Genomic DNA, 21,925 nt, shown 5'->3' with positions numbered 1-21,925 from the left:
GACCACGCCAAGGCCTACGACAGCGGCGGCACCACCAGCGGATCCAACCTCCGCTGCCTGTGCAGGAAACACCACAACATGAAGTCCCACGGTCACCTCGACGACCGCCACCTCGGCGCGCCCACCCGACACATCGAAAACTACCTGCGCGCTCCGCCGTTCCTCATCGAGCTCGACATTGTCGTCCCCCGCCGCACCGGCTGACTGAACCAGTCGCGGAGGGGTACCGACTAGTCCTCAGTCGCGGTGCGCGGGGCGCCGGGACGCAACCCAGAGGAGCAGCCATGGCGACGAAGAAGACCGGAAACGCAGGTGACGGCGTCCGGATGACGGACGACAGCCTGAAGGTGCGGCAGGTCACCCACTACCAGTTCAGTTGGATGGCCAGGGACGGCGGCGAGGACGGCATCTGGACACTCCAGCTGGTGCTCGACGAAGGCGCGTGGGAGGAGGTCCTCACGGTGAGTGCCGAGGACGCCGACAACCTCCAGGACGTGCTGACGAACACGAGCAAGGTGTTCTACGACATCGACCGTCGCGTGTTGATGTTCGGGGTCACCAAGGCGGGCGACTGATCCCGTCAGGACCGCTCGGGTCACCCGCGACACCACGCTCGTGGCTCGGGAGCTCCGGCCACGAGCTGTCGTGACGCGCCCTCGCTCACCAGTTGGCGTCGGTGTCCTCCGCGCCGTCCTCGGGCTCCCACCGCAGCAGGTCACCGGGCTGACAGTCGAGCGCCTCGCACAGTGCAGCGAGCGTGGTGAGCCGCACCGCCTTGGCCCGCCCGTTCTTGAGCACCGCCAGGTTCGCCGGAGTGATGCCGATGCGGTCCGCGAGCGTGCCGACCGCCATCTTGCGCCGGGCCAGCATCACGTCGATGTCGACGATGATCGGCATCAGATCACCTCGTCCAGCTCGGACTTGAGGTGCTTGGTCTCGGAGTCCAGTGCGACGGCCTGCGCCAGCAGGGCCCTCATCACGTAGACGACCAGGGCCACTCCGGCCGCGACGAGGGCGAACCCGCAGATCAGGCCGACCAGTCCGGGCGCCACCTCGTCCCCGGGCGTGGCGTGATTGGCGAAGCGCGCCCACACGGCGACGGCGAAGATCAGCACCGCCGTGGCGCTGATGGCGCAGATGACCCCGTCGACGTACCGGAACGCCGCACGCGAGAAGACCGTGCCACGTCGCACCATCGTCAGCAACCGCCAGATGCAGACCGCGACGACCTGGAGCGTCACCACACCGAGCACCCCGATGATCACGAGCGCGACGCCGGAGGCCGTCGGCTCCTCGTCGGTGTCCCACCACAGCAGGGCCACCATGCCCGCCTGAACCACCACGGATCCCAGCAGCGCGATCGCGATCACCACGCGCAACGTTGCGATAGCCCACTTGCTCATTCTCGACTCCTTTGCGCCGCCTCTTGATCGAAACCTATCGCAACTCGATAGATGAGGCAATCGCTCCCACGGCCCCAGAGGCCCCGCAACTATTTTTGGAGTGCACGCTCCTTTATTCTGGGCGACATGACGATGCTCACGAACCACGACGGATCCGTATGGACGCTCGACCTCGGCGACGACGAGAACCGGTTTTCGCCGGACCTGCTCGCCCAAGCCGTGGAGGACCTTCGAGGCCTCGCGGAGGGCACCGAGCCGGCCGTGCTGGTCACGACGGGCACGGGCAAGTTCTTCTCGAACGGTCTCGACCTCGAGTGGCTCTCGCAGCACCCCGACGAGCTGAACGCCTACGTCGACCGGGTGCACGGACTCTTCGCCGCAGTGCTCACGCTGCCCGTCCCCACGATCGCCGCCATCAACGGCCACGCCTTCGGTGCCGGATCGATGCTGGCGATGGCGCACGACTTCCGGGTCATGCGTGAGGATCGGGGCTACTTCTGCTTCCCCGAGGTCGACATCCACATCCCGTTCACGGAGGGCATGGCGGCCCTCATCCAGGCGAAGCTCACACCGTCGGCCGCCGTCGAGTCCATGACCACCGGACGTCGCTACGACGGCCCTGCGGCACAGGCCTCGGGCCTCGTGGACGCGGTCGCCCCGCAGGACACGCTCGTCGAGACAGCGGCAGCGCGCGTCGCACCGCTGGCCGGCAAGGACCGCGCCACGCTGGGCAAGATCAAGCAGGTCATGTACGCCGCGGCCATCGAAGCGCTGAAGCCGCGGGCGAGCTGAGGATGGCACGCGGCCGCCCCAGGGAGCACCAGCCCGACGTCCTGCTCGACCACGCGCGTGCGCTCTGGGTCGAGCACGGCGCGACGGGTGTGACGATGCGCGCCCTGAGCGCCCGTGCCGGTGCGGCCAACGGGGTCATCTACAACGCCTTCGGCTCACGCGACAACCTGCTGGCGCGGGTCTGGGTGCGCGAGGCGGTGGCGTTCCTGCGCTACCAGCGCGACCTCGTGGAAGCCGCCGTGCGCGCGGACGGACCTCAGGAGGGGATCGCCGTCGCCGCCCTGTCGCTGGCGACCTACGCCCGGACCAACCCCGAGGCCTCCCGCCTCCTGCTCGCCGTCGACGCCACGGACCTCCTCACCGGCAACGTGGGGCCGGACGAGCGGAACGAGGTCGAGCGGCTCCGGCTCGAGCTCGGTGAGCTGATCACGCGTCTCGCCGAGCAGCTCTGGCAGCGCACCGACCGCCGAGCCGTCGCCCTGGTCAGGATCTGCGTCGTCGACCTGCCCGCGAAGCTGCTGCTCAGTGCGGACCGACTCGACAGCACGCTCGCACACCACGCGCTGCGCGAGGCCGTGCGAGGCATCACGAGCGCCGCACCGCCGGCGTGAGGGTCGTCAGGAGGTGAGTGCGTCGGTCAGCAGGGCGACGAGGGTCTCCAGCTGAACGTCGGCCGAGTCGACGACTTCCTCGTCGGAGCCGTCGAGTGCCCGGGCGGCGAGGCCCGCCTTGCTGTCGATGAGCTCGACGATCTTGGTGTCGATCGTCCGCGAGGCGATGATCCGCCACGCGGTGACGGGCTCGTCCTGGCCGATGCGGTGCACCCGGTCAATGGCCTGGGTCTGCTCCGCGTCGGTCCAGGACAGCTCGGCGAGCACCATGTCCGACGCGACCTGGAGGTTCACGCCCACGCCGGCGGCCGACAGCGAGCAGACCACGACGGCCACGTCGGGATCGTTGACGAAGGCGTCGATGCTCTTCTGCCGCGCCGACGGCGTCTGGTTGCCGCGGATCGACGAGTACCGGATGCCCCGCTTCTCGAAGGTCTTCTCGGCCACGTCCATCACGTCGACGTGCTTGGCGAAGAAGACGACCTTGCCGACGCTGTGGGCCAGCTGCGCGGTGTAGTCGGCGGCGAGGCCGGCCTTCGCCTGGCCGATGCGCCGCATCATCGCGAAGACGTTCTCCTCGGTCTTCGCCGACTCCTCCCGCTCCCGGGCGGCGATCCGGCGCACGAGGTCGTGATCGACGTCCTCGGACGACCCGACGGAACCACGGGTCTCGAGCGCCTGCTCGTACCGCGAGACCAAGCGTTGGACGAGCTCACGCTCGGCAGCGCGGATCGAGCGTCCGGCCTCGTCGTCGAGCTCCACCCGGAGGTCGGCGATGCGCCGGGCCGGGATGTCGGCGGCGACCTCGACCTTGCGGCGGCGGACGATGCCCATGTCGATGACCCGGGATCGGGCCGCGGGGAAGAAGCCCGGGTCGAGCGGTGTCAGTCCCGTGTCCTCGAGCGCGTGCAGCAGCTCGGGACGGGGCTTCTTCTCGTCGATCCAGCCCAGGTACTGCCAGATGGCGCGGAAGTCCTCGATGTCGTTGATCAGCGGGGTGCCGGTCAGGGCCATCAGCAACGGGCGGGTGGTGCGGGAACGGATGCGCTCGGACAGCTGCAGGACGTGCTGAGAGCGCTGTGACGACTTGTTCTTGATGAAGTGCGCCTCGTCGAGGACCATCCCGCGGAACCCCAGGTCGCCGAGCCAGCCGACGTGCCGGTCCAGCACCTCGTAGTTGACGATGACGATGTCGGCGAATCCGTCGATCGTGTCGCCGTCGCCCTGGATGACCGTGGACTTGTGCTGCGGGGTCCACATGGCCGCCTCGCGGGCCCAGTTGGACTTCACGACGCTCGGGACCACCACGAGCAGCGGGTAGGCGTTCGCGGCCTGCGCCGCCAGGAGCGCCTGGGCCGTCTTGCCCAGTCCGGGCTCGTCGGCCAGCAGGAAGGTCCGGTGCCCCTCGGCTGCGGCGGCGACGAGCTCGGCCTGGTGGCGCATCAGCTCCTTGCCGTCCGGCACGGGAACCGGAATCGGGTCGGGCAGGTCCATGCAGGCGGCCGAGCCGCTGGAGGCGCGCTCGAACGACGAGAGCAGCGGCCCGATCAGCTCCCAGCTGGCCAGGCGACGGGGCGGCGGCGTGCGGCGCTCGACGGTCTCGAACTGTGGCGCGAGGAAGGGGTCGGCCAGCCGGCGGGAGATGACCGACTGGGGAACCACCTGTCGGCCGGCCGCAGGCGCGAGGTCCTCCTCGACCGGCGGCTCCGGCTCGTCGGGGAGCTCGACGCCTGCCGCGATCAGCATGTCGCGCCTGAGCTCCTTGGCCGCATCGGACACCTCGGCGTCCTCGGCGAGCAGCGACAGCAACGTGGAGTCCAGGGCCGCGGTCTTCGCCAGGATCGTCCCGATGCCGTCGAGTCGCTTGAGCTGTTCGGCGCGCTGGGACTCGGTCAGGGTCGTGGCGGTCTTGACGCGCGTACGCTCCTCGCGCGCCAGCAGTGCGACGGTCTGGAACTTCGTCCGGATCGAGGAGTTGGCGCGACTGCGCTGGACGCCCGCCTCGACCTCGCGCACGGCGCGGGCGAGCACCGGGATGATGCCCTCGTTCTCGACGCCACGTCCACCGCGCTGGCTTCGGGGTGCGGCCCCGGTGGAGCTTGACCGACTCCGGCCTCGTCTGGCCAAACTTCTCTCCTCTGAGTGACGTGCTGACCACTTCTCGGCGGCAGCACCACGGGACCTCTCACGAGGTCACTGCTCGGTCGCCACGCGGCTGACGAACCGAGGGAGCGGCCACCCGAGCAGCCGCAGATCTGGGAACCAGATGAGGAGCGAGAGCCGCCGCGCCGCGGTCGGCCGACACCCACTGGTGTCCGTTGTGCCTTCGACCCAGCGCAGACCGGCTGGGCATGGAAGACGCCCTGACAGTGGCAGTTTACCCCGGTGGGCGTCCACATCCCGCGCGGGCACGCGGTGAGCCTCCGAGAGCTTGCGCGACGCTCAGAGGCGGTCGTCGAGGCGGAGCAGGCCGAGGTGGGCGGCGCGAACGAGCCGACGCGGGACGCGGTGGATCCGGCCCTCGACCTCGATGGGCACGAGGTCGGCCGGGGTGGCCTTCCACGCCGAGCGGCGGTGACGGGTGTTGCTACGGGACGTGCGGCGCTTGGGTACGGCCATGGGTGGCTCCTCAGGTAAGTGGTCGGGGTCTGCTCAGGCTGCGCGGCGAATGGGGCCGAGCCAGGACTCGAAGCCGTCCCGTGCCACCTCCCAGTACGGGCCGCGCTCGTGCATCTCGGCATCGGTCAGCACGCACGAGGCGAAGGCACGCTCGAGCTCGTCACGACCGTCGTCGATGCCGACGACGGTGATGCGGGTCAACGGCCGCTGACTGCCCCAGGTCTCGGTGGATCCCACGCTGAGCTGGCCGCCGGCGCCGTCCCACGCGCAGACCTGTCCGGGCCGGCTCGGCAGCCAGAAGCACCCGCGGGACCGCCGGGGACCGCCGCCGAGCAGGGCGATCGCCTCCCGGAGCCGATCGGGGTGGAACGGGCGGTCGGACGCGAAGTCCAGCACCCAGGCCGCGTGCAGCTCACGGGTGGGCAGGGCGTCACGACGGACCTCCGTCACCCACGACTCGTTGCGGCGGTGGTCGTGCACGCCCACCTCGAGCGGACGGGCGTCGACCTGGCTGAACGACTCGGCGACGGGGACACCGGGGCGGGCGAGGGCCACGAGGACGTCGCACTCGTCGTCGTCGAGCCCGTCCCCCACCGCGATGACGTCGGCGTACTCGACCATGGCGCAGGCCACCTCGGCGACCCCGCGGTTGTCGTCGGCACGCACGGGCAAGTCGCGCTCGCTCATGATGTCGCCACCCAGGAGGTCGTCGAGGAGTCCGTCACTGGACAGCGCCACCAACGACGCGGCGATGCGGACGTGGGGCACGTCCTCGGATGCCCAGCCGATCACGCGGCAGACCTGCACCGCCTCGGCCGTCACGGGCAGCTGGGCGATGATCGTCTCCCAGCGCCCGTCCGCGCCCAGGCGCTCGAGCGTGGGGACGACGTCCTCACGGATCGCGCAGCTCACGCAGGCGTGCTCGACGTCGATCTCGATCCGTTCGACGATGCCGGTCACGTCACTGACGATCCGCCACAGGACCTCGCGCTCCGGATCGACGACGTGCCGCACCGAGACGGCACGAGGCAGGTCCCACTGCAGTGCGATCGCCGCGGCCGCCATGGGCTCCTCCTCGATGCCACTGATCAGGATCACCGGCACGCGGTGGAGCGACGTCATCCCTGCCGCGCCTTCAGTCGAGGATTCTGCTTGTTGATCACGTAGGTGCGACCACGTCGCCGCACGACCTGCGAGCCCGGCTGGTTCTTCAGCGACCTCAGCGAGTTGCGTACCTTCATCGACCCTCTCCTCCTTCGGTGTTCATGCCGTAGCGGCGGCGGAACCGCTCGACCCGGCCCTCGGTGTCGACCACGCGACCACGGCCCGTCCAGAACGGGTGACTCGCGCTGGAGATGTTCACGTCGACGACCGGGTAGGTCACGCCGTCGAGCTCGATGCGCTCATCGCTGGTGAGGGTCGATCGGGTCAGGTACGTCGTGTCCGACGACTTGTCCCGGAAGACCACCGGCTCGTAGCCGGGGTGGATGTCCTTCTTCACTGGCTCCTGCTAACCTCAGTTATTGATAACGATTCTCATTCTACAACATAGGAGGTCACCATGTCGCGCGTCTGTCAGGTCACCGGAGCCCAGCCAGGCTTCGGTCACCATGTCTCCCACTCGCACCGCCGGACGAAGCGGCGCTTCGACGTCAACATCAAGGCGAAGCACTACTGGGTGCCGAGCCTGAGCCGCCGCGTCACGCTGACGCTGAGCGCCCGCGGGATCAAGACGATCGACCGCCGCGGCATCGACGCGGTCGTCACCGATCTGCTGGCGCGAGGGGTGCGGATCTGATGGTCAAGCGAGGCAACGACATCCGCCCGCTCGTCAAGCTCCGCTCGACGGCGGGCACGGGCTACACCTACGTCACCCGCAAGAACCGCCGCAACGATCCCGACCGGATCACGCTGCGCAAGTTCGACCCCGTCGTGCGTCAGCACGTCGACTTCCGAGAGGAACGCTGATGGCCAAGACGTCCAAGATCGTCGCCAACGAACGCCGCAAGGAGGTCGTCGCTCGCCACGCCGCGCGTCGCGCCGAGCTCAAGGAGGCGATCCGCACCGCGTCGGATCCGGCCGAGATTCGCGCCGCAGTGCGGTCGCTGACGAGACTCCCCCGCGACGCCAGTCCGGTGCGCGTCCGCAAGCGTGACCAGACCGACGGCAGGCCGCGTGGACACATCGGCAAGGCCGGGCTCTCGCGGATCAACTTCCGCAATGCCGCGCACCGCGGCGAGCTGCCCGGGATCACCAAGTCGAGCTGGTGAGCCACACAGCTGGTCAGCGCGCGCAGGTCGCGCACAGGCCGAACAGCTCGACCGAGTGCGTCACGTCGGCGAACCGGTGGTCCTCGGCGGCCTTCGCCGCCCAGCGCTCCACGGCGGGTCCGGCGATCTCGATCGTCAGGCCACAGCTGCGGCACACGAGGTGATGGTGGTGGACCTCGCCGCACTTGCGGAACAGCATCTCGCCGTCGCCGTGGCGGAGGACGTCGAGCTCACCGGCCTCGGCCATGACCTGCAGATTGCGGTAGACGGTCGCCAGCCCGACCTTGTCCCCCTGGTCGCGCAGGGCGTCGTGGACCTGCTGCGCGCTGCTGAACGTCGCGCAGTCCTCCATGTACTCGCGCACGAGGCGCCGGGGCCGGCTGTTCCTGCGTCCCGCTTCGTTGGAAACCGCGGGGGCGGTGCGACTGGCCATGAGGCCGAGCCTATCTCGCAGCCCACGTCGGCTTTCTCACACCGAGGCTCCTCGAGGTGCCGTTCCGCCCAATCCCGGTAGACATGAACCATGATCGGATTCCTCGTCGCTGGCCTCATCATCGGAGCGCTCGCTCGACTCATCAAGCCCGGCAAGCAGAACCTCGGCATCCTCGCCACGCTGGCGCTGGGGTTGGTCGGGTCCCTCATCGGCGGCCTGATCGCCCAGTTCTTCGGAACGGGAGACATCTGGGAGCTCAACGTCCTGGGCTTCGTCCTCGCGGTGATCGCTGCCGTCCTGCTCATCGGCGTCGCCGAGGGCCTGGCCGGAAAGCGCAACCACACGCGCGCCTGACCTCATCGACGCATCACCACCATCGCGGCGGGTGGCCTGGGGAGACTCGGGCCCCCCGCCGCGAACTGTGTCGGCGATCGACGCGTCCTACCGGGCGCGACCTCCCGAGATCCGGACGGAGCCAGCCAGCCGCAGGTCCTCGGAGGACGAGCCCACGTAGATCGGCACGCGCCCGTCGGGGGTGCGCCACCGGTCACGCGCCGTGTCCCAGTACGAGAACGACTGCGGATCGAGGTTCACCGTCACCCGTCGCCGCTGCCCCGGGCGGAGGTCGACCTTGGCCCAGCCGGCCAGCGCCTTCTCCGCCGTGTCGACGCGACGGGTGGGCAGGTTGCCCACGTAGACCTGCACCGTCTCGCTGCCACGGCGCCGCCCGACATTCCGGACGTCCACGGAGACCTTCACGGACTTGGTCGCGCGGGCGGACCCACGCCCTCGGGTGTTCGACGAGAGCAGGAGTCGCCTGTAGTCGAACCTCGTGTAGGACAGACCGTGGCCGAAGGGGTAGCTCGGCTCGATGCCGCGCTCCTCGTAGCCGCGGTAGCCCACGAAGATCCCCTCCGAGAACTGCTGGTCGAGCCCGTCACCCGGGTACTGGTCCTCGTCACTGACCGGAGTGCTCTCCTCGTCCACCGGAATCGTCAGCGGCAGCTTGCCTGACGGGTTCACGTCTCCGAAGAGGATCCGCGCGATGGCACTGCCCTGTTCCTGACCGCCGTACCAGTTGTGCAGGACGGCGCGCACGTCGTCCTCCCAGTCCGAGGTCTGGACGGCGGCGCTCGCGGTGAGGACCACGATGGTCCGCCGGTTGGCGGCCGCCACCTCGCGAATCAGGTCGTCCTGGGCGTTGGGAAGGTCGAGGTTCGGACGATCTCCGCCCTCGCTCCCGTAGTCGCGGGCGAAGACCACGGCGACGTCGGCATCGGCAGCCACCTCGGCTGCTTCCGCGATGCTCGGCTCGACCACCGAGCGCGGAGGAACCCAGCCCAGCTTGAACGCCGAGCCGAAGTCCGCGCTCGCGCTGGGGCCGACGGAGAACTCGGCTCGCAGGTCGTACTCCTGGCCCGCGACGAGATCCACCTCGTACCGATGCACGCCCGGACTCGTCGGCTCGGTCGCGGTCTCGGTGGTGATGACCGGGGCGTCGTCCAGGAACAGCGTCGTCACGCCGTTGGTGGTGACGGCCAGCTCGTAGGTCCCCGTCACGGGCGCGGTGAGGGTCCCCGTCCAGCGCATGCCCGACGTGTTCTCGTTCGACTGCACCGGGAAGTGCGGCGAGGCCGCGTTGAAGCCCTCGAACAGGAAGAAGCCTCCGTAGATCCCGGCGTACGGCTCCGTGCGGTCGAGGGCGGGACTGCCCGATCTCGCCGGATTGTCGAAGTACTCGACGCGCAGGCCCGGACCGCCATCCAGGGCGGACCGCAGGAAGTCCGAAGGGATCGGATCCGGTCCGGGCAGGAGCGCCGCCGAGGTGACGGGCTCGTTGCCCCGAGCGTGGGTCACGGTCGCTCCATCGGCGCGCTCCGTGATCCCCTCGAGCGGACTGACGGTGTACGTCGGCAGCACCTGGCTGCTTCCTCCGCCCTGCACGGCGTGGTCTGCGTCCGCGCCGATCACGGCGATCGAGTCGAGATCGTCGTCCAGAGGGAGGGTGCGGCGGCGGTTCTGCAGGAGGACCGTGGCCTGCTCGGACACCTCCCTCGCGAAGGCCCCGTTCTCGCCCTCGGGCAGCGGACGGACCCTCGCCGGCTCGTCGAAGAGCCCCAGGCCGAACATCGGCCTCAGGATCCTCATGACCGCGTCGTTGATGCGCGACACCGGGACGTCTCCCTCGTTGACCGCCTCGACGAGCGGAGCGCAGAAGAAGCAGTCACCGCCTCCGAAGTCACCGGGCATCTCCTGGTCCATGCCACCGAGGATCGACGCGACGGTGCTGTGCGTGGCCCCGTAGTCGCTCATCACCCAGCCCTCGAACTCGAGCTGGACCTTGAGGATCTCGTTCAGGAGGTAGTCGTTCTCGCACGCGTACGTGCCGTTGACCTTGTTGAACGCGCACATTGCCGACGCGGGATCACCCTGCTTGATCGCGATGTCGAACGGGCGCGTGTAGATCTCCTGGAGCGTTCGCTCGTCGACCACCGCGTTGCCGCCGATCAGTCGGTTTTGCTCCTGGGTGTACAGGTTGTAGTGCTTCAGGTCCGCCGCGACGGGATTCTCCTGGATGCCGCGGATCACGGCGCCTCCCATGCGACCCGAGATCAGCGGGTCCTCGCCGAACGCCTCGAAGGCGCGGCCGGCCTGGGCGACCCGAGCGATGTCCAGCGCCGGTGCCAGCAGCACGTTGTGCCCGGTCCGGTGCGCCTCATCGCCTGCGCGCTCGCCGTACTCCTGCGCGAGTCCCGCGTTCCAGGTCGCTGCCAGCGCCAAGGGCGAGGGCAGCTCGGTCGCCTGCTGATCGTTGACGTCGGGGTTGGCGATGCGGACTCCGGCGGGACCATCGGCCATCGTGAGGGCCGGAATGCCGAGTCGTTCGATCGGCGCGTTGTAGAAGCCGTAGAAGAAGTTGACCTCGCCGTGGAGCATGTCGATCTTCTCGGCCAGGGTCATGCGGCGCAGCAGCGCCCGCGCTCGCCATTCGGCGCCGCGCGAGTCGGACCAGCGGGCGTCGGTCGGTGCGGCGTTCGGAAGCGCTGCGGACGTGGTCGTCCCAGCAGCCTCGGCGGTCACGGCCGCTGTCGCTCCTGATGCGAGCAAGGCAGTGGTGACGAGGCCGATCGACAGGCGCGACAGCGTGTTCTTCAAAGGTGCGTGGTACATCCGGACCCCCCCGAAGTTCTCAAGACACCCCGCGGGGGTGCCTCTGAAGGGGTGCGTCACGGCCCAGGCTGGACGGTCCCCGGGTACAGGAACGCCGGGCGTCCGGCCGGGCCTGCAGTGGTGCGAATCGGATCACCTACGGTGTGCCGGTCGATTCGAGAACCGGCGCGGGGGTGGCTGTTCCAGAAGCTCGCTCACCGTCATTCGCCAGCATGCGCGCGGTCTGAAAATGCTGTCAAGATCCGAGGCCTGTGGTGCCTGGGTGGTGGGACGAAGGAGTCCACCATGCGGTCCGCGGCCCGAAAGCACAAAACCCCCTCACCGGCGAGAGTGAGAGGGTCCTGCAGTGTCCGAGGGGGGACTTGAACCCCCATGCCCCTAACAGGGCACTAGCACCTCAAGCTAGCGCGTCTACCAATTCCGCCACCCGGACAGGTGTGAACTTCATGCAGCACTGAACTCTAGCAAACCCCTCTCGGGGCCATGAAGAAGGCCCCGGGAAGTATGAGTTCCCGGGGCCTTCGGTATCGATGGTGCGTGATGGCTGCCTTCGTGTCCGGTCGCCCGTGAGGTTCTCTCCCACGCCTGCATCACCAGGCGTCTACGTTCGGTTTGCACCGTCCGCGTGGAGGGAATCGGAGCTTCCTTCCCGCTCTCCCGGAGGAGTGCGTAGGTCATTTCTAGGCCACTGTGACCCGCGCCACAAGTGCTTTTCAGCAAGAGATTCCAAGTATTTTCGCGTCCACAGGTTCTCCACACGCCGCCGCGCTCCGGTCCACAAGCCGTCCACAGGCGTCATCCACAGCTGTGGATCACAGGACCTGTGCCACGGCGTGGATCACGAGGCCGGCGAGGCCGCCGACGACCGTGCCGTTGATGCGGATGAACTGCAGGTCGCGGCCCACGTGCAGCTCGATGCGCTCCGCGGTCTCCTGTCCGTCCCAGCGCTCGACCGTCGCGGAGATGACCGTGGCGATCTCGCCGCCGTAGTGCTCCACCACGTAGGCGGCGGCGTCGCCGGCCCAGCCGTCGATCCGGGCGGCGAGCACCGGGTCGGACTGGAGCCGCTCCCCCAGCCGCTCGATCTCCTCGACGATCCGGCGGCGCAGCACCCCGTCCTCGGCCGCGAGGGCGTCGAGCAGCCCACGGCGGAACGAGTCCCACAGCTTCACGGCCGTCGTCGCTGCCTTCGTCTGCGTGAGGATGCGCTCCTTCAGTCGCTCGGCGCGCTCCATGGCCTCGGGGTCGTGCTGCAGGTCGTGCGCCAGCTCGACGAGCCAGTGGTCCAGCGCCGCCCGGGCGTCGTGCTGCGGGTCGTCGCGGATGTCCGCCACCCAGGTCAGCACCTCACGGAACAGGCGCTCGGCGATCATCGTGTTGGCCCACTTGGGCGCCCAGTCCGGGGCGCGGGCGACGATCAGGTCGGTGATGCGGTGGGGGTGCCGCTCCAGCCAGCCGTGCAGCTCGTCCAGGCCGAGGTCGACGAGGCCGGTGTGGGCGCCCTCGTCGAGGATCTCCCCCAGCAGCTGGCCCACGGCCGGGCTCAGCGGCTCCTCGAGCATGCGCGGCACGATCAGCTCGGTCACGACCGCCTGCACGTCCTCCTCCTTGACGCGGCCGAGCAGGTCGGACGCCACGCGAGCGCCCTCGTCCACAAGCCGGTGCGCACGCCCGGGCACCGCGATCCAGTGCCCCACGCGCTCGGCCGGCCCTGCTGCGGCGATGCGGTCGCGGATCACGTCCTCGCGCAGGAAGTTGTCGGCGACGAAGTCCTGGAGGCTCGCGGCCAGCTGGTCCTTCTTCTTCGGGATCAGCGCCGTGTGAGGGATCGGCAGGCCGAGTGGATGACGGAAGAGCGCCGTGACGGCGAACCAGTCGGCGATCGCGCCCACCATGGCCGCCTCGGAAGCGGCGTTCACGTAGCCCCACGCTCCGTCGCGGCCGTGCGTCAGCACGAACACGATCGCCGCGAGCACGAGCAGCGACGTGGCGAGCGTCCGCATCCGCCGCAGCCCGGCGCGCCGCGCTTCGTCGTCGCCCGAGATCGGCAGCACGGGGCTCATCAGATCCGTCATGTCGCCACCCTAGGCAGGATCGCGCCCGGCGATACGATCGAAGCGCCGGTCCGACGGCGGGCCGCACGACGAAGGAGTCGCCATGGCCGGTATCGACGAGCTGCGCACCCTCATCCCCGTGGACCAGATCGCCGAGCGCCTCGGTGTCGACAGGGCCACCGCCCAGCAGGGCATCGACGCGGCGCTCCCGGCACTGCTCGGCGGACTCGACGCGAACGCCAAGGACCCCGCCGGAGCCGCCTCGCTCGGCGGTGCGATCGCCACGAAGGACACCTCCCTCATCGACGGCGGCGTCGACGTGGGCGCCATCGACACGGACGACGGCGAGAAGATCGTCAAGAACGTCTTCGGCGAGAAGACCGACGACGTCGCCCAGGCGCTCGGGTCGACGAGTGGGGCCCAGGACGCCGGCCTCGTGAAGAAGCTGCTGCCGATCCTCGCGCCCATCGTCATGGCCTACCTGGCCAAGCGGGTCACCGGAGGCGACCAGAGGGGCTCGGCCGGCGGTGGCATCGAAGACCTGCTCGGAGGCCTCCTCGGCGGCGGCTCCGGATCCTCCGGTGGCCTCGAGGGTGCCCTCGGTGGCCTCCTCGGTGGGCTGCTCGGCGGCGGCAAGCGCTGAGGGTCCCTAGAATCTGGCCATGACGTTCAACGAGGGCGCGAACCTCGACACCAGCCAGGTCACCGGCGGCGGCAAGGGCGGCGCCATCGTCGGAGGCGGCATCGGCGGCCTTCTGCTGATGCTCCTGGTGGCGTTCCTCGGCGGCAACCCGCTCGACGGCGGCACGTCGTCCGGGTTCGACGTCAACCAGGTCCTCACCGGTGGCAGCGAGTCGGCCTCGATCGACGTGAGCGAGTGCAAGACCGGCGCCGACGCGAACGAGAACGACGTCTGCCGCATCATCGGCACGGTCAACAGCGCGCAGGACTACTGGACCGACGCGCTCCCGGCCGACATCAACCGCCAGTACCGCGAGGCGCAGACGGTGATCTACTCCGGCGCCACCCAGTCGCCGTGCGGCACCGCGTCCAACCAGACCGGCCCGTTCTACTGCCCCTCCGACGAGCGCGTCTACATCGACGCCTCGTTCTTCGACCAGCTCAGCAGCCAGTTCGGCGCCGACGGCGGCAACCTCGCGCAGATGTACGTCGTCGCGCACGAGTACGGCCACCACGTGCAGAACATCCTCGGCATCCTCGCCAAGGGCCAGGACGGAAAGACCGGCCCGCTCAGCGGCGGCGTGCGGATCGAGCTCATGGCCGACTGCTTCGCCGGCGTCTGGGCGAACCACGCCGCCTCCACCCAGGACGCCGAGGGCAACACGCTCATCAAGCCGCTCACGCAGGCCGACATCGACTCGGCGCTGTCGGCGGCCTCCGCCGTCGGCGACGACCACATCCAGGAGGAGCTCGGCGGAGGCCGGGTCAACCAGGACACGTGGACCCACGGCTCGAGCGAGTCGCGCCAGCGCTGGTTCCAGACGGGCTACGAGTCCGGCAACCTGAACTCGTGTGACACCTTCTCCACGAACGACCTGTGACCCCGTGACCCGGCGCCTGCGCGCCGAGGTCTGGATCGTCCTCGGCCTCTCCCTGGGCCAGTCGGCCGTCTACTCGGTCGTGAGCCTCGCGCGGAAGCTCAGCGAGGGCCCGCTGCGCGACTCCACGGCCACCCTCAACCCGTCGCGCGACACCGTCCCGTGGCTCGACCTGACCTACCAGCTGCTGTCGATCGGCTTCGCGCTCGTCCCGGTGGCGCTCGCGCTGTACCTGCTGAGCCTGGACGACGCTCCCCCGGTGCTGCGACGCCTCGGCCTCGACGGCAGCCGACCCTGGCGCGATCTGGGGTTCGGCGCGGCCCTCGCGGCGGTGATCGGCATCCCCGGTCTCGGCGTCTACTTCGGCGGTCGCGCGCTGGGGGTCACGGCCAACATCGTCACGAGTCCCGAAGACCTCTACTGGTGGTCGGTCACGATCCTGGTCCTCTCGGCGCTGCAGAACGCGCTGCTCGAGGAGGTCATCGTCGTCGGCTACCTGATGACCCGCCTGAAGCAGTTCGGCTGGGGCCTGCCCGCGATCATCGCCACCTCGGCACTGCTGCGCGGTAGCTACCACCTCTACCAGGGCTTCGGGCAGTTCGTCGGCAACGTCGCGATGGGCGTCGTGTTCGCCTGGTGGTTCCAGCGCACCGGCCGCGTCATGCCGCTCGTCATCGCGCACACGATCCTCGACGTCGTCGCCTTCGTCGGGTACGCCCTCTTCGCCGACGCCATCGGCCTGCGGTGAGAATGGGAGCGATGAAGCTCGAGTTCGATCCTGCCCTCCCGATCGCCGCACGGCACGACGAGATCCGCAACGCCCTGCGCGACCACCAGGTGGTCGTGATCGCCGGCGAGACCGGATCGGGCAAGACGACGCAGCTGCCGAAGATCGCCGCCGAGCTCGGCCGGACGAAGATCGCCCACACCCAGCCGCGCCGGATCGCCGCACGGTCGGTCGCCGCGCGCATCGCGCAGGAGTGCGACGTCGAGCTGGGCGCCGAGGTCGGCTACGCCGTGCGCTTCGACGACAGGTCGGGCGCCGACACCGTGATCCGGCTCGTCACCGACGGGCTGCTGCTGACCGAGCTCCAGCACGACCGGCGGCTCGAGCGCTACGACACGATCATCATCGACGAGGCCCACGAGCGGTCGCTGTCGATCGACTTCCTGCTGGGCTACCTGCGCGAGCTGCTGCCGCGCCGCCCCGAGCTGAAGGTCATCGTCACCTCCGCGACGATCGACGTGGACCGCTTCGCCGATCTCTTCGCCACGCCCGAGCGCCCTGTGCCGATCATCGAGGTCAGCGGGCGCACCTACCCCGTGGAGGTCCGCTACCGCCCGCTCGACCGCGACGACGACGTGATCGACGGGATCGTCAGCGCCGTCCGCGAGCTGCCCCGCGACGGCGACGTGCTGGTGTTCCTCCCCGGCGAGCGCGACATCCGCGACACCGCCGAGGTGCTCGAGGGCCAGTCGCTGGGCGACGTCGTGCCGCTCTACGGCCGCCTCGCCGCGCACGAGCAGCAGCGCGTCTTCCAGACCGGACCGCGCCGCCGCATCGTGCTCGCCACGAACGTCGCGGAGACCTCGATCACCGTGCCCGGAATCCGCTACGTCGTCGACCCCGGCCTCGCCCGCATCTCGCGGTTCAGTGCCCGGCTCAAGGTCCAGCGCCTTCCCATCGAGCGCATCTCGCAGGCCAGCGCCGCGCAGCGCGCCGGCCGGTGCGGCCGTGTCGCCGACGGCATCTGCATCCGGCTCTACGACGAGGAGGACTTCGAGTCCCGCCCGGAGTTCACCGACCCCGAGATCCAGCGCACCAACCTCGCCAGCGTCATCCTGCAGATGGCCGCGCTCGATCTGGGCGACATCCGCGACTTCGGCTTCCTCGACTCCCCCGACCACCGCGCCGTGGCCGACGGCCTGGCGCTCCTGCGCGAGCTCGACGCGCTGGCGCCGCGCCTCGACGGCACCGACCGGCTGACGAAGATCGGCCGCACGATGTCGCGGCTGCCGCTGGACCCACGCCACGCCCGCATGGTGCTGGCCGCCGACCGGCTCGGAGTCCTGCCCGAGGTCCTGGTGATCGTGGCCGGCCTCTCCATCCAGGACGTCCGCGAGCGCCCGCTGGACAAGCAGCAGGCGGCCGACACGCAGCACGCCCGCTTCACCCAGCCCGACTCGGACTTCCTCAGCCTGCTGAAGCTCTGGGACTACCTGCAGGAGCGCCGCGACGAGCTGTCGCACAGCAAGTTCCGGCGCATGTGCCACGACGAGTTCCTGCACTACCTGCGCGTGCGGGAGTGGGCGGACGTCAACTCCCAGCTGCGCCGCACGGCGCGCGAGCTCGGACTCAAGCCCGGCAAGGTCCGTAAGGAGCCCGACGCCGACGCCATCCACCGCGCCCTGCTGCACGGCCTGCTGTCCCACGTCGGCCTGCGCGACGCCGAGACCCGCGACTACCTGGGCGCCCGTGGCGCCCGCTTCTCGATCTTCCCGGGCTCCGGCCTGGCCAGGAAGCCCCCGAGGTGGCTGATGGCCGGCGAACTGGTCGAGACCTCGCGGCTGTTCGCGCGCGACAACGCCCGCATCGATCCGGTGTGGGTCGAGCAGGCGGCCGGGCACCTGCTGAAGCACCAGTACTCCGAGCCCCGCTGGTCGGCGCGCCGTGGCGCCGCCGTGGCCACCCAGCGATCGACGCTGTACGGCCTGCCGGTCGTCGTCGACCGCACGGTCATGCTCGCCCAGCACGACGCGCCGCTCGCCCGTGAGCTGTTCATCCGGCACGCGCTGGTGGGCGGCGAGTGGCGCACCCACCACCGCTTCTGGCAGCGCAACCAGGACCGCCTCGCGAAGATCGAGGAGCTCGAGGAGCGCGTCCGCACCCGCGGCATCCGGGTGGAGGACGAGACGCTCGTCGACTTCTACGCCGAGCGGATCCCCGCCGACATCGTCTCGGTGCGGCACTTCGACGCCTGGTGGAAGAAGCAGCCCGACAAGCGGATCCTGGACTTCACCGACGAGCTCTTCCGTGCCGACGTCGACGCCGACGCCTTCCCCACCTCGTGGACCTCGCAGAGCGAGGACTTCGACGCCGTCCTGGACGTCTCGTACCGGTTCGACCCGCAGGCCGCGGACGACGGCATCACGATCACGGTGCCCGTCGACGACCTGCTGACGGTCGACGGAGCGGAGTTCGACTGGGGCGTCCCCGGCCGCCGGCTCGAGCTGGTCACCGAGCTGATCCGCGGGCTGCCCAAGTCCGAACGGCGCCGGTTCGCGCCGGCCGCACAGTCGGCGGAGCGGGTGCTCCCCACGCTCGACACGTCACGCGACCTGCGTACCGAGCTCGGGCGGGCCCTCGAGGTCGAGCCGTCGCTCATCGACCTGACGGCGCTGCCGGCGCACCTGCGCCCCACGTTCCGCGTCGTCGACGGCACGAAGGAGCTGGCCGCGGGCAAGGACCTCGACGCGCTCCGTCGCGACCTCGAGCCGCGGCTGCGTCGCGACCTGCAGCAGCGCGCCCGCCAGGAGGAGCGCACCGGGATCAAGGACTGGGACTTCGGCACGCTCGAGCCCAGCATCACCGCCGGCCAGGTCACGGGCTTCCCGGCCATCGTCGACGAGGGCTCCAGCGTGGCGCTGCGCGTGCTCCGCACGAAGACCGAGCAGCGTGTCGCCACGATCCGGGGCATCGCGCGGCTCATCGCGCTGTCCACCGGTTCCCCGGTCGGCACGGTCGGGCGCACGCTGTCGCTGCAGGACAAGCTGCTGCTGGCCACCTCGCCCCAGGGCGACGCCGCGGCGGTCATCGAGGAGTCGTGGCTCGCCGCCCTCGACCACCTCGTGGTGCAGCACGGGGGTCCCGTGCGCGACGAGGAGGCCTACCGACGGCTGCGCGATCTAGTCCGCGCCGACGCGGTGCCGCTCACGGAGCGCATCGTGCGCCAGGTCATCGGCGCGCTGCAGGCGCTCGGCGACCTCGATCCCGGGAAGGACGAGGCCGGCGAGGACGTGCGCGTGCAGATCTCGTGGCTCGTGCACCCGGGATTCATCCGCGACATGGGTGCCGAGCAGGTCGGGCGCCTCGCGGTCTACCTGCGGGCGGCAGCGAAGCGGCTGACCTCGACCAAGGACCCGGCTCCCGTCTGGGAGCTCGAGGCCCGGTTCCACGAGCAGACGCGGGACCTGCGCCCGTGGCAGCGGCTGGCGCCGCCCGTGCAGCGGGTGCGGTGGATGCTCGAGGAGCTGCGCGTCAGCATCTTCGCGCAGGAGCTTCGCGCCGTCGGGCCGATCTCGGCCCAACGGGTCGCGAAGGCGCTGGACGCCCTCGCGTCACAGCTCTGAAGGGGGTGTCGGCTCAGCCGACGCCGAGCAGGTCGATGACGAAGACCAGCGTGCGACCCGACAGACGGTGTCCGCCGCCGGCGGGACCGTAGGCCAGCTCCGGCGGGGCGATGAGCTTGCGGCGGCCGCCGACCTTCATGCCCGGAATGCCCTGCTGCCAGGCGCCGATCAGCTGCGGCAGCGGGAACTTGGCCGACTGGCCGCGGTCCCAGGAGGAGTCGAACTGCTCGCCGGTCTCGAAGTCCACGCCCACGTAGTGGACGTCGACGACGCCGCCGTTGACGGCCTCTTCGCCCTCACCGATGGTGACGTCCTCGATGACGAGGTCCGTCGGAGCGGGGCCGGGGGTGAAATCGACTTCAGGCTTTTCACTCATGTCTGCCATCCTTGCACGCATGCGCGCGACAGTCCTTCACTCCCCCGGCGACATCCGACTCGACACCCTGCCCGATCCCGAGATCGAGGCCGACACCGACGCGATCGTCCGCGTCGTGGCCGCCTGCGTCTGCGGCAGCGACCTGTGGCCCTACCGCGGCCTCAACAAGCCGCAGACCGAGGCGCACCAGATCGGCCACGAGCAGGTCGGCATCGTCGAGCGTGTCGGCACGGACGTCTCCGGCATCTCCGTCGGCGACTTCGTGATCGCGCCGTTCATGTACAGCGACAACACCTGCGCGCACTGCCGCAACGGCGTGCAGACGTCGTGCGTCAACGGCGGCGGCTACGAGGGCTGCCAGGCCGAGCTCGTGCGCGTCCCGCAGGCCGACGGCACGCTGGTGGCCGTTCCGGGTGACGTGGACGACGAGCTCCTCCCGCACCTGCTCGCGCTCACCGACGTGTTCCCCACGGGTCACCACGCGGCCTTCAGCGCCGGCGTGACGGCGGGCTCCACGGTCGCGGTCGTCGGCGACGGCGCGGTCGGCCTGTCGGGTGTGCTGGCCGCCAAGCGGCTCGGCGCCTCCACCGTCGTGGCGATGTCGCGCCACGCCGACCGCCAGGAGCTGGCTCGCCGCTTCGGCGCCGACCACATCGTCGAGACCCGCGGCAAGGAGGGCGCCGCCGAGGTCCGCGAGATCCTCGACGGCATCGGCGCCGACGCCGTGCTCGAGTGCGTGGGCACCGGTGAGTCGATGAAGCAGGCGTTCCTGTCCCTGCGTCCCGGCGGCACCGTCGGCTACGTCGGCGTGCCGCACGGCGTCGAGCTGAACGTCCCGGCGATGTTCGGTCGCAACCAGGCCCTCGCCGGTGGCGTGGCGCCCGTGCGCCGCTACCTCGACGAGCTGGTCCCCGAGGTGCTGTCGGGCGCGCTGCAGCCCGGAGCCGTCTTCGACCAGACGTTCACGCTCGACCAGGTGTCCGACGCCTACCGGGCCATGGACGAGCGGACCGCGATCAAGGCGCTGCTGCGTCCCTGATCGCGGCCCGCCGCGCTCAGCCCTGGGGGCTCACTTCAGCTCGGAGCTGGTGAGCCCCAGCAGCCGTCGGGCGACGATGAGCTGCTGGATCTGCTGCGTGCCCTCGAAGATGTCGAGGATCTTGGAGTCGCGGGCCCACTTCTCCAGGAACTCGGTCTCGCTGTAGCCCAGCGACCCGGCCAGCTCGACGCACTTGAGCGTGATGTCGTTGCCCGAGCGGCCGGCCTTCGCCTTGGCCATCGAGGCCTGCAGCGAGTTGGCCTGGCGGTTGTCGGCCATCCACGCCGCCTCGAGGGTGAGCAGCAGTGCTGCCTCCCAGTCGGCCTCCATCCGCAGGAACTCGGCCACCACGTGCGGCTGGAGCGCCGGCGAGCGGTCGTAGTCGATCGTCAGGCCGGCCTGCTCGATGAGGTCGCGCATGACCTCGAGCGAGGCCCGGGCGCAGCCGACGGCCATGCCCGCGACGAGCGGACGCGTGTTGTCGAACGTGGCCATCGCGCCGGCGAAGCCCTTGGACGTGTCGATCTCCGGGTCGCCCAGCAGGTTCTCGGCCGGCACGCGGCAGTTGTCGAGCACGATGACCGCGGTGTCCGACGCCCGGATGCCGAGCTTGTGCTCGAGGCGCTCCACCCGGATGCCGGGCAGCGACTTCGGCACGACGAACGACTTCACCGCCGCGCGCCCCAGCGTCTTGTCGAGGGTGGCCCAGACGACGACGGAGTCCGACCGGTCGCCCGAGGTGACGAAGATCTTCTCGCCGTTCAGGACGTAGTGGTCGCCGTCCTTCGTGGCGGTGGTCCTGATGGCGGCCGAGTCCGAGCCGAAGCTGGGCTCGGTGATCGCCATGGAGGCCCACGTGCCCTTGAAGCGCTCGGCCTGCTCGTCGGTGGCGACCGAGGCGATCGCCGAGTTGCCCAGGCCCTGACGCGGCATCGACAGCAGCAGGCCGACGTCGCCCCAGCACATCTCGATCACCGAGAGCACCGATGCCATGTTGGTGGCGTTGCGGACTCCCTGGTCCTTCTTCTTCTCGTCCTTGACGCGGACGCCCGCAGCGCCGGCGCCCGTGCTGTTGCCCGACTCGTTCAGGCCGTCGATCAGCGAGGCCAGGAGGTCGAGCTCCTTGGGGTAACTGTGCTCGGCGAGGTCGTACTTGCGCGAGTTGGCGCGCAGGAACTCGTTGGCGACGTCGTGGGCCTGCTGGACGAAGCCACGGAACTTCTTGGGGGTCTCGAGGTAGATCATGAT

Annotated in this window: 25 protein-coding genes and 1 tRNA gene; 13 read left to right on the top strand and 13 right to left on the bottom strand. The window is 69.9% G+C overall.

All coding sequences use genetic code 11. The features are described from left to right. Window positions 1-78: 78 nt before the first annotated feature. Together H1W00_RS16855 and H1W00_RS10495 are read left to right on the top strand one after the other, a co-directional pair. Window positions 79-204: a hypothetical protein gene (locus H1W00_RS16855; RefSeq protein ID WP_276568728.1), complete on the top strand. Its 126-nt coding sequence runs from the start codon at window positions 79-81 to the stop codon at window positions 202-204. An 80-nt stretch (window positions 205-284) separates the two neighbouring features. Further along, complete coding sequence (locus H1W00_RS10495; RefSeq protein ID WP_206679999.1) at window positions 285-575, top strand: hypothetical protein; 291 nt, start codon at window positions 285-287, stop codon at window positions 573-575. An 85-nt stretch (window positions 576-660) separates the two neighbouring features. On the opposite strand, the gene H1W00_RS10490 is transcribed toward H1W00_RS10495, so the two are convergent. Then, window positions 661-897 (bottom strand): helix-turn-helix domain-containing protein, encoded by a 237-nt coding sequence (locus tag H1W00_RS10490; protein ID WP_181755650.1) that lies wholly within the window; start codon window positions 895-897, stop codon window positions 661-663. After that, a complete protein-coding gene (locus H1W00_RS10485) occupies window positions 897-1,403 on the bottom strand; it encodes a DUF2975 domain-containing protein (RefSeq protein ID WP_181755649.1) in 507 nt (168 codons plus the stop codon). Before H1W00_RS10485 ends, H1W00_RS10490 begins: the two co-directional genes overlap by 1 nt. Before the next feature lie 126 nt (window positions 1,404-1,529). Here H1W00_RS10485 and H1W00_RS10480 point away from each other — a divergent pair, with 126 nt between their 5' ends. Both H1W00_RS10480 and H1W00_RS10475 read left to right on the top strand, forming a co-directional pair. Further along, window positions 1,530-2,195 carry an enoyl-CoA hydratase/isomerase family protein gene (locus H1W00_RS10480; RefSeq protein WP_181755648.1) on the top strand — a complete coding sequence of 222 codons (666 nt, stop codon included), beginning with the start codon at window positions 1,530-1,532 and terminating at the stop codon, window positions 2,193-2,195. 2 nt (window positions 2,196-2,197) lie between these two features. Next, complete coding sequence (locus H1W00_RS10475) at window positions 2,198-2,806, top strand: TetR/AcrR family transcriptional regulator (protein ID WP_181755647.1); 609 nt, start codon at window positions 2,198-2,200, stop codon at window positions 2,804-2,806. 6 nt (window positions 2,807-2,812) lie between these two features. Here the strand turns inward: H1W00_RS10475 and H1W00_RS10470 are convergent, their stop codons facing one another. The 5 genes from H1W00_RS10470 to H1W00_RS10450 form a co-directional block, all read right to left on the bottom strand. Continuing rightward, on the bottom strand, window positions 2,813-4,837 hold the full coding sequence (locus H1W00_RS10470) for a DEAD/DEAH box helicase (RefSeq protein WP_338072874.1): 2,025 nt from the start codon (window positions 4,835-4,837) through the stop codon (window positions 2,813-2,815). 411 nt (window positions 4,838-5,248) lie between these two features. Next, the gene (gene rpmF, locus H1W00_RS10465) at window positions 5,249-5,425 is read right to left on the bottom strand and encodes a 50S ribosomal protein L32 (protein ID WP_181755645.1); all 177 of its coding nucleotides are present in this window, start codon (window positions 5,423-5,425) and stop codon (window positions 5,249-5,251) included. A gap of 33 nt (window positions 5,426-5,458) precedes the next feature. Next, on the bottom strand, window positions 5,459-6,547 hold the full coding sequence (locus tag H1W00_RS10460) for a GTP-binding protein (protein WP_181755644.1): 1,089 nt from the start codon (window positions 6,545-6,547) through the stop codon (window positions 5,459-5,461). Continuing rightward, window positions 6,544-6,666: a type B 50S ribosomal protein L36 gene (ykgO, locus tag H1W00_RS10455; protein ID WP_023645249.1), complete on the bottom strand. Its 123-nt coding sequence runs from the start codon at window positions 6,664-6,666 to the stop codon at window positions 6,544-6,546. Before ykgO ends, H1W00_RS10460 begins: the two co-directional genes overlap by 4 nt. After that, entirely contained in the window at window positions 6,663-6,926 is a 264-nt protein-coding gene (locus H1W00_RS10450) for a type B 50S ribosomal protein L31 (RefSeq protein WP_181755643.1), read from the bottom strand. Before H1W00_RS10450 ends, ykgO begins: the two co-directional genes overlap by 4 nt. A 60-nt stretch (window positions 6,927-6,986) precedes the next feature. Here H1W00_RS10450 and rpmB point away from each other — a divergent pair, with 60 nt between their 5' ends. From rpmB to rpsN, 3 genes are read left to right on the top strand one after another with little or no spacing between them, the layout of a single operon-like run. Beyond that, the gene (gene rpmB, locus H1W00_RS10445; RefSeq protein WP_181755642.1) at window positions 6,987-7,223 is read left to right on the top strand and encodes a 50S ribosomal protein L28; all 237 of its coding nucleotides are present in this window, start codon (window positions 6,987-6,989) and stop codon (window positions 7,221-7,223) included. Beyond that, window positions 7,223-7,393, top strand: coding sequence for a 50S ribosomal protein L33 (gene rpmG / locus H1W00_RS10440; protein ID WP_181755641.1), 171 nt, complete (start codon window positions 7,223-7,225; stop codon window positions 7,391-7,393). Before rpmB ends, rpmG begins: the two co-directional genes overlap by 1 nt. Further along, entirely contained in the window at window positions 7,393-7,695 is a 303-nt protein-coding gene (gene rpsN, locus H1W00_RS10435) for a 30S ribosomal protein S14 (RefSeq protein ID WP_181755640.1), read from the top strand. The genes rpmG and rpsN overlap by 1 nt, the downstream gene beginning before the upstream one ends. 13 nt (window positions 7,696-7,708) lie before the next feature. Here the strand turns inward: rpsN and H1W00_RS10430 are convergent, their stop codons facing one another. After that, window positions 7,709-8,128, bottom strand: coding sequence for a Fur family transcriptional regulator (locus tag H1W00_RS10430; RefSeq protein ID WP_181755639.1), 420 nt, complete (start codon window positions 8,126-8,128; stop codon window positions 7,709-7,711). Window positions 8,129-8,218: 90 nt separating this feature from the next. Here H1W00_RS10430 and H1W00_RS10425 point away from each other — a divergent pair, with 90 nt between their 5' ends. Continuing rightward, complete coding sequence (locus tag H1W00_RS10425; RefSeq protein ID WP_181755638.1) at window positions 8,219-8,482, top strand: GlsB/YeaQ/YmgE family stress response membrane protein; 264 nt, start codon at window positions 8,219-8,221, stop codon at window positions 8,480-8,482. Window positions 8,483-8,569: 87 nt separating this feature from the next. Here the strand turns inward: H1W00_RS10425 and H1W00_RS10420 are convergent, their stop codons facing one another. The 3 genes from H1W00_RS10420 to H1W00_RS10410 form a co-directional block, all read right to left on the bottom strand. Continuing rightward, window positions 8,570-11,299: a glycoside hydrolase family 3 protein gene (locus H1W00_RS10420; protein ID WP_181755637.1), complete on the bottom strand. Its 2,730-nt coding sequence runs from the start codon at window positions 11,297-11,299 to the stop codon at window positions 8,570-8,572. Between the two features lie 347 nt (window positions 11,300-11,646). Further along, window positions 11,647-11,732: transfer RNA gene (locus H1W00_RS10415), tRNA-Leu, on the bottom strand. A gap of 379 nt (window positions 11,733-12,111) precedes the next feature. Continuing rightward, complete coding sequence (locus tag H1W00_RS10410) at window positions 12,112-13,374, bottom strand: DUF445 domain-containing protein (protein ID WP_181755636.1); 1,263 nt, start codon at window positions 13,372-13,374, stop codon at window positions 12,112-12,114. A gap of 82 nt (window positions 13,375-13,456) precedes the next feature. Between H1W00_RS10410 and H1W00_RS10405 the strand changes: the two genes are divergently transcribed. From H1W00_RS10405 to hrpA, 4 genes are read left to right on the top strand one after another with little or no spacing between them, the layout of a single operon-like run. Beyond that, window positions 13,457-13,996 carry a DUF937 domain-containing protein gene (locus H1W00_RS10405; RefSeq protein WP_181755635.1) on the top strand — a complete coding sequence of 180 codons (540 nt, stop codon included), beginning with the start codon at window positions 13,457-13,459 and terminating at the stop codon, window positions 13,994-13,996. A 19-nt stretch (window positions 13,997-14,015) separates the two neighbouring features. Next, window positions 14,016-14,915 carry a KPN_02809 family neutral zinc metallopeptidase gene (gene ypfJ, locus H1W00_RS10400; protein WP_181755634.1) on the top strand — a complete coding sequence of 300 codons (900 nt, stop codon included), beginning with the start codon at window positions 14,016-14,018 and terminating at the stop codon, window positions 14,913-14,915. A gap of 4 nt (window positions 14,916-14,919) precedes the next feature. After that, window positions 14,920-15,660, top strand: coding sequence for a CPBP family glutamic-type intramembrane protease (locus H1W00_RS10395; protein WP_181755633.1), 741 nt, complete (start codon window positions 14,920-14,922; stop codon window positions 15,658-15,660). Window positions 15,661-15,671: 11 nt separating this feature from the next. Then, window positions 15,672-19,262: an ATP-dependent RNA helicase HrpA gene (gene hrpA / locus H1W00_RS10390; RefSeq protein WP_206679998.1), complete on the top strand. Its 3,591-nt coding sequence runs from the start codon at window positions 15,672-15,674 to the stop codon at window positions 19,260-19,262. 13 nt (window positions 19,263-19,275) lie between these two features. Here the strand turns inward: hrpA and H1W00_RS10385 are convergent, their stop codons facing one another. After that, window positions 19,276-19,638, bottom strand: a complete 363-nt coding sequence (locus H1W00_RS10385; RefSeq protein ID WP_181755632.1) for an FKBP-type peptidyl-prolyl cis-trans isomerase — start codon at window positions 19,636-19,638, stop codon at window positions 19,276-19,278. 19 nt (window positions 19,639-19,657) lie between these two features. On the opposite strand from H1W00_RS10385, the gene H1W00_RS10380 reads away from it, so the two are divergent. After that, entirely contained in the window at window positions 19,658-20,677 is a 1,020-nt protein-coding gene (locus tag H1W00_RS10380) for a zinc-dependent alcohol dehydrogenase family protein (RefSeq protein ID WP_181755631.1), read from the top strand. A gap of 30 nt (window positions 20,678-20,707) precedes the next feature. Here H1W00_RS10380 and H1W00_RS10375 read toward each other — a convergent pair whose 3' ends face one another. Further along, the gene (locus H1W00_RS10375; RefSeq protein ID WP_194956257.1) at window positions 20,708-21,922 is read right to left on the bottom strand and encodes an acyl-CoA dehydrogenase family protein; all 1,215 of its coding nucleotides are present in this window, start codon (window positions 21,920-21,922) and stop codon (window positions 20,708-20,710) included. Window positions 21,923-21,925 lie beyond the last annotated feature (3 nt).

This window comes from Aeromicrobium phoceense, from assembly GCF_013868155.1.
Lineage (GTDB): Bacteria > Actinomycetota > Actinomycetes > Propionibacteriales > Nocardioidaceae > Aeromicrobium > Aeromicrobium phoceense.
Note: the sequence above shows the minus strand (reverse complement) of the source record. Positions and strands in the feature narration are given on the sequence as shown.

What these genes read in the sequence shown, in the direction of transcription:
- H1W00_RS16855 (WP_276568728.1), top strand. Translation starts at nt 79, where the DNA reads ATGAAGTCCCACGGTCACCTCGACGACCGCCACCTCGGCGCGCCCACC.
- H1W00_RS10495 (WP_206679999.1), top strand. Translation starts at nt 285, where the DNA reads ATGGCGACGAAGAAGACCGGAAACGCAGGTGACGGCGTCCGGATGACG.
- H1W00_RS10490 (WP_181755650.1), bottom strand. Translation starts at nt 897, where the DNA reads ATGCCGATCATCGTCGACATCGACGTGATGCTGGCCCGGCGCAAGATG.
- H1W00_RS10485 (WP_181755649.1), bottom strand. Translation starts at nt 1,403, where the DNA reads ATGAGCAAGTGGGCTATCGCAACGTTGCGCGTGGTGATCGCGATCGCG.
- H1W00_RS10480 (WP_181755648.1), top strand. Translation starts at nt 1,530, where the DNA reads ATGACGATGCTCACGAACCACGACGGATCCGTATGGACGCTCGACCTC.
- H1W00_RS10475 (WP_181755647.1), top strand. Translation starts at nt 2,198, where the DNA reads ATGGCACGCGGCCGCCCCAGGGAGCACCAGCCCGACGTCCTGCTCGAC.
- rpmF (WP_181755645.1), bottom strand. Translation starts at nt 5,425, where the DNA reads ATGGCCGTACCCAAGCGCCGCACGTCCCGTAGCAACACCCGTCACCGC.
- H1W00_RS10460 (WP_181755644.1), bottom strand. Translation starts at nt 6,547, where the DNA reads ATGACGTCGCTCCACCGCGTGCCGGTGATCCTGATCAGTGGCATCGAG.
- ykgO (WP_023645249.1), bottom strand. Translation starts at nt 6,666, where the DNA reads ATGAAGGTACGCAACTCGCTGAGGTCGCTGAAGAACCAGCCGGGCTCG.
- rpmB (WP_181755642.1), top strand. Translation starts at nt 6,987, where the DNA reads ATGTCGCGCGTCTGTCAGGTCACCGGAGCCCAGCCAGGCTTCGGTCAC.
- rpmG (WP_181755641.1), top strand. Translation starts at nt 7,223, where the DNA reads ATGGTCAAGCGAGGCAACGACATCCGCCCGCTCGTCAAGCTCCGCTCG.
- rpsN (WP_181755640.1), top strand. Translation starts at nt 7,393, where the DNA reads ATGGCCAAGACGTCCAAGATCGTCGCCAACGAACGCCGCAAGGAGGTC.
- H1W00_RS10430 (WP_181755639.1), bottom strand. Translation starts at nt 8,128, where the DNA reads ATGGCCAGTCGCACCGCCCCCGCGGTTTCCAACGAAGCGGGACGCAGG.
- H1W00_RS10425 (WP_181755638.1), top strand. Translation starts at nt 8,219, where the DNA reads ATGATCGGATTCCTCGTCGCTGGCCTCATCATCGGAGCGCTCGCTCGA.
- H1W00_RS10420 (WP_181755637.1), bottom strand. Translation starts at nt 11,299, where the DNA reads ATGTACCACGCACCTTTGAAGAACACGCTGTCGCGCCTGTCGATCGGC.
- H1W00_RS10410 (WP_181755636.1), bottom strand. Translation starts at nt 13,374, where the DNA reads ATGACGGATCTGATGAGCCCCGTGCTGCCGATCTCGGGCGACGACGAA.
- H1W00_RS10405 (WP_181755635.1), top strand. Translation starts at nt 13,457, where the DNA reads ATGGCCGGTATCGACGAGCTGCGCACCCTCATCCCCGTGGACCAGATC.
- ypfJ (WP_181755634.1), top strand. Translation starts at nt 14,016, where the DNA reads ATGACGTTCAACGAGGGCGCGAACCTCGACACCAGCCAGGTCACCGGC.
- hrpA (WP_206679998.1), top strand. Translation starts at nt 15,672, where the DNA reads ATGAAGCTCGAGTTCGATCCTGCCCTCCCGATCGCCGCACGGCACGAC.
- H1W00_RS10385 (WP_181755632.1), bottom strand. Translation starts at nt 19,638, where the DNA reads ATGAGTGAAAAGCCTGAAGTCGATTTCACCCCCGGCCCCGCTCCGACG.
- H1W00_RS10380 (WP_181755631.1), top strand. Translation starts at nt 19,658, where the DNA reads ATGCGCGCGACAGTCCTTCACTCCCCCGGCGACATCCGACTCGACACC.
- H1W00_RS10375 (WP_194956257.1), bottom strand. Translation starts at nt 21,922, where the DNA reads ATGATCTACCTCGAGACCCCCAAGAAGTTCCGTGGCTTCGTCCAGCAG.